Origin of the sequence: Virgibacillus profundi, assembly GCF_002287375.1 — a bacterium.
Lineage (GTDB): Bacteria > Bacillota > Bacilli > Bacillales > Amphibacillaceae > Virgibacillus_K > Virgibacillus_K profundi.
In genome coordinates, this window is the sequence record NZ_NPOA01000006.1 from 73,974 (window position 1) to 86,646 (window position 12,673).

The window sequence follows — 12,673 nt, forward strand, 5'->3', positions numbered from 1 at the left end:
TCTTCATAACTAACTGGATTTATGAATCGATTTGCTTTCTATAAAAACCTGACAGGTCGCCTGATTAGTGTGGGAGCATTTCGGACATTTTCCTACATTAATTATTTGTAATCCATAATCGACAGCATCTGCTGCACTGTTATAAAAATTCTCTTCGCCTATTTCATCATATAATCCGCTGGTTTTAAACGTCTGAGTTACTTCATCATTAAGTTCCGCAATTAAAGTGGTTCCACCCATTTTTTTAAAGTCTTTAATAAGGGATCTTAAATTAGCCCCGCCTGTTGCATCGATAAGTGAAACATGCTTCATTTTCAGTACAAGTACAGTTGGACGCTTGTTGATGGACCGGGTAATCATGGATTCAAATTTATCTGCAGCCCCAAAAAATAAAGGACCTTCTACTGTGAAAAAAGCAAGCTGTGGACACTTGATGCCGAAATTCTCTGATTCGGTTAATTCATTTGTGCCTTTTGACATTGCCGGTATAACTTTCTCAACCTCCAGTACCTCACTCATCCGTTTAATAAATGAGACCATTGCCAGCAATAACCCAATTTGTACAGCAACAGTCAGATTGACTAAAACAGTTAATAAAAATGTAGCCGCCAACACAAGAGAGTCACTGGATTTTAGTTTTAGTACATGAAAAAATGATTTGTATTCACTCATATTAAAAGCTACGATCATTAAAATTGGCGCCATACTTGCCAATGGAATATGGGATGCATATGGAGCAAGTAGTAACAATGTACTTAAAACGAATAAACTTTGAAAAACACCTGAAAATGGACTGACTGCACCACTTTTAATATTCGTAGCAGTTCGGGCAATTGCCCCTGTTGCAGGAATACCTCCAAATAAAGGTGTCACCATATTGGCAACTCCCTGTCCCATCAGCTCACGGTTTGAATGATGACGTTTGCCGGTCATCCCATCAGAGACAACTGCTGATAATAAAGATTCAATCCCGCCAAGCATGGCTATTACGAAAGCAGGCTGCCAAAGCATCAGTATTTTCTCCCAGGTTATTTCCGGTATATGAAAGCTGGGAAGCGATTGTGAAATCCCCCCAAATGCAGTTCCGATTGTTGCAACCTTATCAGGATAGAATAAAAATGCAATTAAGGTTGGTACCAGCAGTGCAACTAAAAGTATTGGTACCCTTGGAAAAAGCTTTGGGATAAAAATTATAATTAACAATCCGGCAGCGGCAGTGAAAAAACTGTACCAATTAATTGTATTGATCTGCTGCAATAGTTGAATAATATTTTGATGGAAATATTCCTTTTTCTCAAGTCCTTCCAAACCTAAGAAATCACCAATCTGACCACTAAATATGATGACTGCAATTCCGGCAGTAAATCCGATTGTAACTGAACGGGGAATGAACTTTATTAAACTTCCCAATTTAAAAATACCCATGATTAAAAGCATTATCCCTGCCAGGAATCCTGCAATTAAAAGATTCTCATAACCGTATTGTAAAACAATTGCCAATAGGATTGGGATGAATGCACCGGTTGGTCCAGCAATCTGAAATCTTGAACCACCGAGTAATGCGACAAGCAAACCCGCAATAATTGTTGTGTAAAGACCATATTCCGGCTTTACTCCTGATGCAATTGCAAAAGCCATTCCAAGCGGTATTGCAACAATCCCAACCGTGATTCCGGCGATTAAATCTTTTCTTAAATCATTAAAGGATAATCCTTTGAAGCGATCATCTTTGAACAATTTTTGTGTCATCTCCTATAATAATTTTCTGAAAGTAATAAATAAGTCTCCACAGCTATCTTACCACGTAAAATAAATTAATGAATAAATTACTTTCATAATCGTAAAACTAAATACAAATTGGAAAGGGGGAATTTTAAATGGCAGGGAAACCTAAGGGACCGAAGCAGCAGGAACGTCCCAAATTGCCACAAAGTCCACAGCAACCATATGGGGAACCTTTAAGTGGATCGAAAAAGGTTAAAAAAGCAAATCATTCCAGGCAAAACCATAATCCACATCATGGTTTATAGTAGAAAGCAAACGAGTATCCTAATTGTAATTGGGATACTTTTTTTGCACTGATAGGAGAGTTTAAAACTTTCCTATTTGCATAAGTTCAACTATGGCATTCGCCTAAGAGTTGGCAAATGCCAAGTTTTCTAATATTATTCTTACTATGCGTTTTATTTAAACCTAATATTGTTTTGATAGTATACTTATTAAGATGGGAGATGAAATAAATGTGGAATGATTTTAAAGAATTTGCATTTAAGGGAAATGTAATGGATCTGGCTGTTGCAGTCGTTATTGGCGCAGCTTTTGGAGCAATTGTCACATCATTGGTCGATAATATTATTACACCTCTTGTCGGGATTATGGCAGGTGGCATTAATTTTACTAGTTTATCTATTCAAGTTGGGTCTTCTGAGATTTTATATGGTAATTTTATTCAATCTATTTTTGACTTTCTGATTGTCGCATTTTCCATCTTTTTATTTATCCGGTTGTTAATGAAATTTAAACGAAAAAAAGAAGAGAAAGAGGTTGTAGAAGAAGCAGAGGTAAATGTGCAGGAGGAGCTTTTAACAGAGATTAGGGATTTATTGAAGGAACAAAATAGAACAGGTAACTAGAAATAATGGTTGTATTGCTTCCAAGAAAGAAGCAGATACAACCATTTTACGTTTAAGAATATAATTTTCTGGAAATCAATGTTTGAAAAATCAAGAATATGCCACCAATTGTCCAATATAAAGGCAAAGCAGCTGGTGCATTAAAGGAAATGATTCCAATCATGAGTGGTGAAATTAATCCTAAAAGTGCCATTTGTTTTTTCTGCTGGGCATTCATACCCATTTGGGAAATTTTAAATTGTAAAAAATATACGGCTACAGCAATAAGTGTTAGCAGAATATTTGCCTGACCTAAATGAAACCAAAGAAAAGAATGTGCAGCAATTTCAGGTGTACCTAGAATCGCATAGTAAAAACCAATTAAAATTGGAAATTGTATGAGCATCGGTAAGCAGCCGGCAAATGAAGCAAGTGGATTCATATTGTGCTTCTGGTAAAGCTCCATGAGCTCCTGCTGCTTATTGGTTTGTGATTCACTATCTGTTTTATCTTTATATTTTTCTTTCAATAAATCCATTTCAGGTTTCAGTATACTCATTTTTCCACGCAACTGAAGACTGCTTTTTGTTTGCTTCAAAAAGAGTGGCATGATTGCAAGTCGTATCAATAATGTGATTAGTATGATCGACCAACCATAATTACCATTCAGAAATGATGCGAAACTCTTTATTAAAAAAGAAAATGGATCTACTAAATAATTACCGAACCAACCAGTTGAATCAGAATCAATTGGCCCAGTTGCCACACCTTGACAGCCAGCTAAAAATACTAGTAATAAGACTAAGGTAAAGCTATATTTTTTAAAGAAAGTGAATACAGAATGTTTTTCCATTGTTGTCCTCCTCGTTTTATGGTTCTTTTGTTTACTAACGAGAAGGAGTGAATTTCGGCATCATCATCCGGTGCTTCAATTCGCTTCGTTTTATTTGTCAGCCAGTCTCTTTTTTCAATAACTTCACCAACAACTGACACTAATGGAATTTGTCGTGCCTGTATGGAATGATGCTCTCTTGTATAACATTCATTCATTTTCTTTATGTTAAATAAAGAAAAATGGGTAATTTGATAGGCACAAAAAATAGATAAAATTATACTGACATAAAAATAAAGCAAGGAAAAATCACTCAGTATATCAAATAAAATCTCAATCAACATCTGTATTCACCTCCTTAAATTAAAGTAAAACAATTCATATCAAATCGTTAAAAAATAACCAGGATTCACCTCCTTAAACTATTTTTAAAACCAATAAATCTTATTAAATCTCCATAGTAACTGAGCTGACTTTATTCCATATTTTTTTAAGGTTTTCCCATCTAATGTTTTCATATCAAATGTTTTACGTCTGGGATTTAAAACAGTAATGTACCCCTCGTAGGTCTCTCCATTACGTTTCGTATATCGGACAAAATCCCTGTGTTTAAATCCTGCTAATTCATCTATTTTATATTTCCTTTTCCACCTCATAGGTTTAATCGTATAATCTTTGATTTCACACTGATCTGACCGAATAGGTAAGTTGGAAATAACAATCGCATCATCCGAATGGGACTTTTCAATTCCCCAATCAATTCGTTTATTCGCCGTATCCCCACCTGTTGTTAACTTAACAGGTGCCACTTTTTCTAACTCTTTTTTTAGATAGTTCTTCCCTTGCATGACATGCATTGCATATGTGAAATCTAACTTTTTCCCCTTAATTAAGTTAAAGAAATGATTAACGTATTTCAACTCTTTACCTGTAACAAGCGCATGACAATCTGAACAAAATGTGATTAGATTGTGAATGGAATTAGAACCATTTAATCTTTTTGGAATGATATGATGAACCTCTAAACGACAATTCTTTTGACCACATTGTTTACACTGGTGTTCATCTCTAAGTATGGCGGCTTTTCGAATGTTTTCATCTAAGCGGTTGCTCTTCTGATATTGCCATCGATACGGTTTATATCCGGATTCCAGTGCTCGTATATCAATTGCTACATCTTCAAGATGAATCGTATCCATCCTTATCCATTTATGAAGCTGTTTCGTTATACGTAAAATTGATTCTTTCTTCTGAAGGATACTGGGTGCAACTCTCCTGGATCTCTTTGATGATAAACGATTATCAAATCGTTTTTTCCGATATCTTTTGTGTGATCTTCTATAACGTCTGTAACCTCTTCTTACATTCATTTTGTCTTTTACATCTTGTCTTATTTCAATCGTACCTTTAAAAATAGGTTTGTTCTTCGTACTACATTCTTGAACGATTGCTACACCAGCAAATTTCGATCCATCATCTATATTGAAATGAATAGCGGAACGATCAATTTCTTCTACTTCCACCTCTTTGGTTAATTGAATAACCATAGGAAACTTAGATATTAAATTGGCTCGTTTTTTTCGAATAAGAAACCAAGCTTTATTTACTTTCGTAGGGGATAGTTTTTTTCCTTTTCCGTCAATTACAAAGCTAAACTCAGTCATTTCTGACTAACCTCCCATCGGGGAATTTTCCACCTTGCCCATGTTAAAGGACGGGTTTTGTACTTTTGGGGTTAGGGTTGCCACAACCTAGGCGAACTTTCTTCCTCAGTACTTACAGAGCATGCGGACTGGTAGAAGATCCACAGGTGTATCTTTACCGCTCCCCTCTAACGTAGTTCATCATGCTATTTCTTTTTCAAGAAACTACACTCACTTGGGCTTGAAAGCACTGAACAGTACATCATAAAACAAAATGGTCTGAGTTTTATAATGCTTTTTTATAATTTGCTATGGAATTATGTCAACTGTTTAGAGCTCCTTTTGAAAGTTATATGTGTATAACCTTAGTACGTTTCAATTCATGTAAAGGTTTCAATTTACAAGCTTAAGATTAAAAAATACACAAAATTATAACAATATTTGTTATGATTAGCTTAAGTTTTCTAAAATTTAGAGATGGGGAAAATAATTTGGTTTACATACAAGATCCATGGTTTACAGTAGAAAAATTAGATGATACAACATTTGCCATTAGTGAATACGGGCATTGGGAAAAAGTGCATTCTTTCTTGCTGATTGGAGAAGAAAAAGCCGCATTGATTGATACGGGACTCGGCATTGATAGTATAAAAAGGATAACAGATCAGTTAACAGACTTACCAATAATTGTGATCACCACACATGTACATTGGGATCATATTGGAAGTCATGCGGAATTCAATGAGATTTATGTACATAAAGCGGATGCAGATTGGTTAATGAACGGGATTAACGGATTAAGTATCGAGCATATTCGAAAGGATATTGGCAGGGACATAACAAAGCCAACACCAGCTACATTTGATCCATCAACTTTCAAGCCATATCAAGGGAAACCAACAAGGGAATTGAATGATGGTGAAGTTATTGACATAGGAAATCGCAAACTAACTATGCTACATACACCGGGACATTCACCAGGACATATTTGTATTTTTGATCAGCAGGATGGCTACCTGTTTACAGGGGATTTATTGTATACCGGGACTCCAATCTATGCATTTTATCCAACGACAAATCCTTTAGACCTGGTCAATTCATTAGATAAAATTGCCAAGCTGGAGGGCGTAAGTAAAGTATTTGGCTCACATAATCAGCTGGGATTGGATGCTGCTATTTTAGACGAAGTGCAAGAAACGGTTAATCAACTTCGGGAAAAAGATGTTGTTAGGCATGGGACAGGAATTCATCAGTTTCAAAGTTTTAGTGTACAGTTTTAATTTCTTAGATAATGCGGGGAAACTTTTTTCACACTTCCAATAGTACGTCACTCACTTATCAAATAGAATCTCCGCCCCAGGTCTGAGAATATTTCATGCTGCAGATAGTAGAGGGAAAAGTGATTACATAGTAGAATATTTTATAGACAGGGAAATCAGAATTTTCGCAATAGAAAGGAAGAAATGAATGGATAAGATTATTGAAGTAAACCAGCTTAAAAAATCCTACAAAAAAAGGAGATCAAAAGAATATATACATGCAGTAAATGATATTTCTTTTACAGTGAATCGGGGAGAAATTCTTGGACTGCTTGGTCCAAATGGTGCGGGAAAAACAACGACAATTAAAATGATTTGTGGGTTATTAATTGCTGATTCTGGAACAATTACCGTAAATGGGATTAATATTCGTGAAAAACGGCTGGGTGCCCTGAACCATATAAGCGCAGTACTTGAAGGGAACAGGAATTTGTATTGGCGCTTAACAGTTAAGGAAAATCTGGAATACTTTGCCGGGAATCGAGGATTGTCCCGTAAAGATGTAAGGGAGCGTATTGAGGATCTTTTAGTGAAATTCCGGCTGAAGGATAAGGAAAGTGAACTCGTAAATCGTCTGTCACGGGGGATGCAGCAGAAGCTGGCGATAGCTGTTGCAATGCTTGCAGAAAGTGATGTTATTTTACTAGATGAGCCTACACTTGGACTCGATGTAGAAACAGGCTATGAGGTGCGTGAATTGCTGAAAGAAATTGTCCGGGATTATAAGCGAACGATTATCATTAGTTCCCATGATATGGACGTTGTACAGGATTTATGTGAGCGCACTGTAATCATTAATAAAGGAAAAGTTGTTACAGATGACAAGGTTGAAAATTTACTAAAACTTTTCGATGTTCGTGCATATACACTGAACCTTGGAGGACTTTTGAGTGATGAACAGCAACAACTATTACTACAAAAATTTCCACAACATGAATACACACCAGATACGTACGAGTCCATCCTGCAAATTAATTTGGCAAAAAGTGAAGAAATCTATGATTTATTCGATGTATTAAAGCTGGAAACTACTCCGGTTGAATCGATTGACCGCAGTATCGTAAACTTCGAGCAAATTTTCATGAAAATTGTAAAGGGGGATACAGCGGATGAAATGGCTCAATCTTCTTAAAGCAAATACCAGAAAGGAGTACCTTGAATTAAAGCGATATTTGCCAAATACAATTGCAATGCTTTTTACCTTTTATATTGTATTTCTTGGGCTATTTGGGACTATTCAATTTATTGGTGACCCAAGCACACAGGACGTGAATACACAGTACGTAATTGTCAATTATATTTTTTGGTTTTTAACGATTACGGTAATCAACAGCATTGGGTATGAAGTAATTAATGAGGGAATGCGGGGAACACTTGAACAGCTATCCATGTCTCCGATGGGGATTAGCCGCATCATGGCCGCACGTTTAATTTCTACAACTTTCATTAATCTTATCATTGTTATTGTCCTACTCTATATATCGATGCTCACATCCGGTCAGTGGCTTAATATTGATGTTATTACAATTGCACCAATTTTAGTGTTGACATTGATAAGTATGTTTGGGGTTGGCTTTATTATTGCAGGAATCTCGATCATTTTAAAGCAGGTTCAGGCATTTCTTCAGATTTTGCAATTCATTCTGATGGGATTGACGTTTGTTCCACTGTCATTATCACCGGTTATAGCTTATTTGCCTTTTGTAAAAGGAATAGACCTTGTACGTGAAGTTATGATTGATGGTTTAACATGGAGTCAGTTTACGATGGGGGATTTCATGCTACTTGGATTTAATGCAATATTTTACTTTGCCTTAGGGCTTGGGGTGTTTGTCTATTGTGAAAGAGTAGCCATGAGTAAAGGATTATTAGCGCATTATTAAAAAAATTTTTGATTAAGTAGGTACTTGGCTTATACATATCCTTGGCTTTTGCCATAGGTTAATAGTGAACCTATAACAAGAAAGGGGATTTTTTTATGAGACATCGTCATAGGCCGGGTTGTGGTTGCCATGCTTGCAAAACTATTGTTCACCCTACCAAGTATAATTGTGTCGATCAATACTCAGAAAGTACGGTTAACCATGTGCATCCTTCCCATACGACTGTAATGAATCATCATACTGTTAAAAATAACCATGTATTTCCGCATTCAACATCTGTTCAGAATTCAACAAACAGTGTAGATTCTTATGGAGGATCATTCAATGTTCCAGCTGGCCCGGGGAATCAGGTTGCGGGAGCAATGAGTCCAGGTGCAGGACCAGGAAATGGGTATGGACCAGGAAACCAGGTAGCCGGAGCAACGCAACCAGGATATGGATGTGGACCAGGAAATCAAGTAGCCGGGGCAATGAAACCAGGAATGGGATCGGGATATCATGGACACGGACATGGACCAAATCATTGGAAAAAACCGAATAAATGGTGTTAACTAAGGGTAAGGAGCTGGCATGTAATACTGCCGGCTTTTTATTTGATCCGAGGTGAATAATACATATGAAAATTTTAACAGTAACAGGATATAAATCGATGGAATTAGGTATTTTTAAAGAGGATGACCCGAAAGTAAAGTTTATTAAAACGGCACTTGAAAAAAGATTAATTGGTTTTATTGAAGAAGGACTTGAATGGGTTTTGGTTTCAGGACAAATGGGTGTGGAGCTTTGGACTGCTGAAGTTGTGCTCGACCTGAAAGAAATGTACGATATTAAAATTGGCATTTTCCCACCATTTGAAAATCAGGAAAACCGCTGGCCGGAGCAACTTCAGGAAAAATATCAGGAATTAATTACAGTTGCTGACTTTTATAAACCTATTTATCAAGGGGATTACAAAGGAGCATATCAATTTAAGGCGAAGAATTTGTGGATGGCTGACAAAAGTGATGGATGCTTACTCCTGATGGATGATGAATTTCCAGGCAGTAATAAGTTTTTTTATGAAGCAGCAAAAAATGCAAATGGAAATTATCCTATATATATAATTACCCCAGCCGATTTGGATGATGTGGTTGAAGAGCTGAGAATGGAGGATCCTGAATATTGGGACTGAGGCGCCTGAGCGTTACGGTTAGTGGAAAATGCCAAAGTTCATATTCTTATGCCAGCCACACCCGCACATTAGGCTGTAAACTGCAAAAAGTCTTAATCATTCCACCAAATACTGCATAGTATCTAAGGTAATGAAAGAAGGGTGGAGTGAAAATGTATTATCCGTATGTAAATCAACCTCAGCAATTCAGGCAAAGCTCACAACGTATGATGACAGTTACAGGGACAGGAACGACATCTGTAAGACCGGATACAGTCAGCATTCAGCTGGAGGTTCAAACGCAAAGTGAATCACTCAGTCAGGCCCAGCAGGAAAATACCCAAACGATGAATCAGGTAATACAAACTCTCCTGAATTTAAGAATTCCAGAAGAAAATATACAAACAACGGGTTTTAACATTTTTCCAATGTATGATTATGTTGATGGGGAACAACAATTTAGAGGGTACCAGGTTACGAATACGATCACTGTTAAGCTGACAAATATAGATCAAGCTGGTCATGTGATTGATGCTGCTGTTAAAAATGGTGTAAATCAAGTCTCCAACATACAATTTTCTATTGAAAATCCTCAAAAGTATTACCAGCAATCTTTAAATGAAGCACTAAAGGACGCCCAGGCTAAAGCACAAACAATTGCTGGAAGCATGCAGCTTAATCTCGATCCTGTACCAATTAAAATCATTGAACAAATAAATGAACCTCCAACAACCTATAAAACATTTACCGCAACAGATGGTTCCTCCACACCGATTCAATCAGGACAATTAAGTATTAACGCTACTGTGAAAGTTAAATTTCAATATTAAGCTGACTTTATTTTTTAATTCCATAGTTTGAGCAGGAATAATCAATTTAAAATAGAATAGATACTGTATATCGACTTTGATGTTGAAATTTGTCAGAAACTGCAAGGGGATAACTTTTATGAAAAAATTTCCAGAACTTGAGACTGCACGCCTGAATTTAATTAAAATTGATCATCAGCATGTTGAGCCGTATTTTAATATAATGCATTTAGATGAAGTAACAGCATATTATGGAATGGATAGTTTGAAAAACAAAGAAGAAGCTGTAAAGATTATTGATTCATTTCATACATTTTTTGAAGAGGGTCGCAGTATTCGGTGGGGGATAGTATGGAAAGATACGGAGGATTTCATTGGTACTATTGGCTTAAATCAACTTAATTCCAGAGGCAGAAAAGCAGAAATAGGATTCGAATTACATCCATCCTACTGGAAAAAAGGAATTACAACCGAAGCCATTGAAGCGGTTCTGGATTATACATTCAATGAACTGAATCTATTCCGAATGGGAGCTGTTACTTTTCCTGCTAATACAGCTTCCAATAATCTATTGAAGAAAATCGGTTTCATTCAGGAAGGGAAGCTGAGAGGCTGCCTCTATCAAAATGATCAATCACATGATGCATTAGTGTATTCTCTATTGAAACCAGAATGGAAAAATAAGCATGAAAAAGAAGAATTCGAGATTGAAGAAAGACTTCAGTATACAGACCATATGTCTGCGATTATAAAGAATGCAGAAAAAGAAGGACATTTTGATAACCTTCCAGGAAAGGGAAAACCACTCGACCTCGGCAGAGATTATTTCAATCCACCGGAAAAGCAGCTTTATAAAACTTTGAAAGATAACCACATACTACCAAGGTGGGTTGAGCTTGCCAATGAAATTGACCAATTAAAAGAAGAGGTCATTACACTGGATGGAAAAGAGAAACGTAAAAAAACGAAAGAGGTAAATAAGAAGATTAAAGAATACAATTATGCTTGCCCACCATCCCTGCAGAAAAATAAAGTTGTGGAATAGAAGATCTATTTTCTAGTCAGTATAACTACTTACTTCCTGCATAAGTGGACAAAGGAAAGCTTCGCAAGCAATACATCGTAGACGAAAAAGGACTTTTTCGTCTAACTAAGGCATACGCCTAGGTATAAGATTTTTTAGCTACTCTTTAAATTAGAAATCTTGGTTGTCACCAAGATTTTGGGTGACAGCCTTAGTTGCACTTATGCAAATAGGAAAGTTTTTTACTTTCCTATTTGCCAAAAAAGGAAGCAAGATAATTGCTTCCTTTTCACTTGGAATCAGTTACCAAATCAAAAAGTTCTACCATAGATAATCCATCATATCTCCTGTAAATAAATTGGTATCAATATTACAAGTCTCGGCATCAATCGCATATTGCCAGCCATAAAGCATTGCATTGTCTGGTCCTTGTGGGTTAAATTCTGGGGCATTTTCTTTTGTGGTTATCTCTTCTTGGGGGTAAGCGGTCCAAACAACCGTATTTTCCTGAACATCCTGATTCATAGCAATATAGGCTTCAAACAGAGCACTTCCTTGGTCAAAAACACCATATATTCCTGGTTGATAAAACGAATCTGACAACGTATCATGCCAGCCTTCCATAAACGCAGAATCCACTGGATAATCCGGTTCAATGTCGCCAAAAATAGCTACACCTTCAGGAATACCAAGATCTTCTGCATAGGCAATCGCCTGATTAGCGTGCTCAACACCATGGTCATAACCTGTGGCATCATTAACGTGATTATATATAACCAATATTTGTATATCATTTTCATGCAGGTAATTTACTTCATCAGTATCCAAACCTGCAGAAATTCCTTCTCTATCTCCTAAATAACGACCCCATACTTCCGGTTGACCAAAATTATCAATTACACATTGAAATAAATTTTCATCCGTGTAACTGGCAGAATCAACTCCCCAGTACAGTTCTTTACCATTACCATTATTCGGATCAGATCCATTACCGTTACCATTACCATTTTCTTCTTCCTGCGGTGGATCTGTCGGAGCAGGTTCTTCACTATTGGAAAAGAGATTTATAAGAAACGGAATCATCAGAATAACAGCAAGCCCAATGATTACATAAATCCCATATTTTTCATTTAAACCCTCCCTTCGTACTATTGCAGTATATTGAGGGGAGGGAGAGCTTGTGTAGGCAAAGAAATGATTAGAAAACTTGGCTTATCGCCAAGCTTTAATGGCGAAAGCCTTAGTTGCACTTATACTGATTTCCGAAAAACTTTATACTATCCTATCAGTGTAAAATAAGAGAACAAACAAAAAGCCATCATAAATGGCTTGAATCATTTCTGAAAAATAGAAATGACATAAATAGTATTTCAGTTTTCTATATTACTGAATTTGGTAGTA

14 protein-coding genes are annotated in these 12,673 nt (G+C 36.5%); 9 read left to right on the plus strand and 5 right to left on the minus strand.

Going from position 1 to position 12,673, the window contains the following annotated elements; translation table 11 throughout:
* Positions 1-9: 9 nt before the first annotated feature.
* Entirely contained in the window at positions 10-1,749 is a 1,740-nt protein-coding gene (locus CIL05_RS09820; protein WP_095655358.1) for a SulP family inorganic anion transporter, read from the minus strand.
* 128 nt (positions 1,750-1,877) lie between these two features.
* Here CIL05_RS09820 and CIL05_RS09825 point away from each other — a divergent pair, with 128 nt between their 5' ends.
* Together CIL05_RS09825 and mscL are read left to right on the plus strand one after the other, a co-directional pair.
* Positions 1,878-2,030, plus strand: coding sequence for a small acid-soluble spore protein P (locus tag CIL05_RS09825; protein WP_095655359.1), 153 nt, complete (start codon positions 1,878-1,880; stop codon positions 2,028-2,030).
* Between the two features lie 210 nt (positions 2,031-2,240).
* Positions 2,241-2,633, plus strand: a complete 393-nt coding sequence (gene mscL / locus CIL05_RS09830) for a large conductance mechanosensitive channel protein MscL (protein WP_095655360.1) — start codon at positions 2,241-2,243, stop codon at positions 2,631-2,633.
* Between the two features lie 52 nt (positions 2,634-2,685).
* Here the strand turns inward: mscL and yidC are convergent, their stop codons facing one another.
* The 3 genes from yidC to iscB form a co-directional block, all read right to left on the minus strand.
* Positions 2,686-3,465 carry a membrane protein insertase YidC gene (gene yidC, locus CIL05_RS09835; RefSeq protein WP_095655361.1) on the minus strand — a complete coding sequence of 260 codons (780 nt, stop codon included), beginning with the start codon at positions 3,463-3,465 and terminating at the stop codon, positions 2,686-2,688.
* Entirely contained in the window at positions 3,414-3,788 is a 375-nt protein-coding gene (locus CIL05_RS09840) for a hypothetical protein (RefSeq protein ID WP_095655362.1), read from the minus strand. The genes yidC and CIL05_RS09840 overlap by 52 nt, the downstream gene beginning before the upstream one ends.
* Before the next feature lie 84 nt (positions 3,789-3,872).
* Positions 3,873-5,108 carry an RNA-guided endonuclease IscB gene (gene iscB, locus CIL05_RS09845; protein ID WP_095655363.1) on the minus strand — a complete coding sequence of 412 codons (1,236 nt, stop codon included), beginning with the start codon at positions 5,106-5,108 and terminating at the stop codon, positions 3,873-3,875.
* A gap of 425 nt (positions 5,109-5,533) precedes the next feature.
* Between iscB and CIL05_RS09850 the strand changes: the two genes are divergently transcribed.
* From CIL05_RS09850 to CIL05_RS22860, 7 genes are all read left to right on the plus strand, one after another.
* Positions 5,534-6,367 carry an MBL fold metallo-hydrolase gene (locus CIL05_RS09850; protein WP_095655364.1) on the plus strand — a complete coding sequence of 278 codons (834 nt, stop codon included), beginning with the start codon at positions 5,534-5,536 and terminating at the stop codon, positions 6,365-6,367.
* A gap of 187 nt (positions 6,368-6,554) precedes the next feature.
* Positions 6,555-7,538: an ABC transporter ATP-binding protein gene (locus CIL05_RS09855; protein WP_095655365.1), complete on the plus strand. Its 984-nt coding sequence runs from the start codon at positions 6,555-6,557 to the stop codon at positions 7,536-7,538.
* Positions 7,516-8,289, plus strand: coding sequence for an ABC transporter permease (locus tag CIL05_RS09860; RefSeq protein ID WP_095655366.1), 774 nt, complete (start codon positions 7,516-7,518; stop codon positions 8,287-8,289). The genes CIL05_RS09855 and CIL05_RS09860 overlap by 23 nt, the downstream gene beginning before the upstream one ends.
* 95 nt (positions 8,290-8,384) lie before the next feature.
* Complete coding sequence (locus CIL05_RS09865; protein WP_095655367.1) at positions 8,385-8,840, plus strand: spore coat protein; 456 nt, start codon at positions 8,385-8,387, stop codon at positions 8,838-8,840.
* 65 nt (positions 8,841-8,905) lie between these two features.
* Positions 8,906-9,460, plus strand: coding sequence for an SLOG family protein (locus tag CIL05_RS09870; RefSeq protein ID WP_095655368.1), 555 nt, complete (start codon positions 8,906-8,908; stop codon positions 9,458-9,460).
* 152 nt (positions 9,461-9,612) lie between these two features.
* Positions 9,613-10,269 (plus strand): SIMPL domain-containing protein, encoded by a 657-nt coding sequence (locus CIL05_RS09875; protein ID WP_095655369.1) that lies wholly within the window; start codon positions 9,613-9,615, stop codon positions 10,267-10,269.
* Positions 10,270-10,387: 118 nt separating this feature from the next.
* Entirely contained in the window at positions 10,388-11,293 is a 906-nt protein-coding gene (locus tag CIL05_RS22860) for a GNAT family N-acetyltransferase (protein ID WP_095655370.1), read from the plus strand.
* A gap of 300 nt (positions 11,294-11,593) precedes the next feature.
* Here CIL05_RS22860 and CIL05_RS09885 read toward each other — a convergent pair whose 3' ends face one another.
* The gene (locus CIL05_RS09885) at positions 11,594-12,355 is read right to left on the minus strand and encodes a glycoside hydrolase domain-containing protein (RefSeq protein ID WP_095655371.1); all 762 of its coding nucleotides are present in this window, start codon (positions 12,353-12,355) and stop codon (positions 11,594-11,596) included.
* Between the last annotated feature and the right edge of the window lie 318 nt (positions 12,356-12,673).

Coding starts and splice junctions, on each gene's coding strand:
- CIL05_RS09820 (WP_095655358.1), bottom strand. CDS start 1,749: ATGACACAAAAATTGTTCAAAGATGATCGCTTCAAAGGATTATCCTTT.
- CIL05_RS09825 (WP_095655359.1), top strand. CDS start 1,878: ATGGCAGGGAAACCTAAGGGACCGAAGCAGCAGGAACGTCCCAAATTG.
- mscL (WP_095655360.1), top strand. CDS start 2,241: ATGTGGAATGATTTTAAAGAATTTGCATTTAAGGGAAATGTAATGGAT.
- yidC (WP_095655361.1), bottom strand. CDS start 3,465: ATGGAAAAACATTCTGTATTCACTTTCTTTAAAAAATATAGCTTTACC.
- CIL05_RS09840 (WP_095655362.1), bottom strand. CDS start 3,788: ATGTTGATTGAGATTTTATTTGATATACTGAGTGATTTTTCCTTGCTT.
- iscB (WP_095655363.1), bottom strand. CDS start 5,108: ATGACTGAGTTTAGCTTTGTAATTGACGGAAAAGGAAAAAAACTATCC.
- CIL05_RS09850 (WP_095655364.1), top strand. CDS start 5,534: ATGATTAGCTTAAGTTTTCTAAAATTTAGAGATGGGGAAAATAATTTG.
- CIL05_RS09855 (WP_095655365.1), top strand. CDS start 6,555: ATGGATAAGATTATTGAAGTAAACCAGCTTAAAAAATCCTACAAAAAA.
- CIL05_RS09860 (WP_095655366.1), top strand. CDS start 7,516: ATGAAATGGCTCAATCTTCTTAAAGCAAATACCAGAAAGGAGTACCTT.
- CIL05_RS09865 (WP_095655367.1), top strand. CDS start 8,385: ATGAGACATCGTCATAGGCCGGGTTGTGGTTGCCATGCTTGCAAAACT.
- CIL05_RS09870 (WP_095655368.1), top strand. CDS start 8,906: ATGAAAATTTTAACAGTAACAGGATATAAATCGATGGAATTAGGTATT.
- CIL05_RS09875 (WP_095655369.1), top strand. CDS start 9,613: ATGTATTATCCGTATGTAAATCAACCTCAGCAATTCAGGCAAAGCTCA.
- CIL05_RS22860 (WP_095655370.1), top strand. CDS start 10,388: ATGAAAAAATTTCCAGAACTTGAGACTGCACGCCTGAATTTAATTAAA.
- CIL05_RS09885 (WP_095655371.1), bottom strand. CDS start 12,355: ATGATTCCGTTTCTTATAAATCTCTTTTCCAATAGTGAAGAACCTGCT.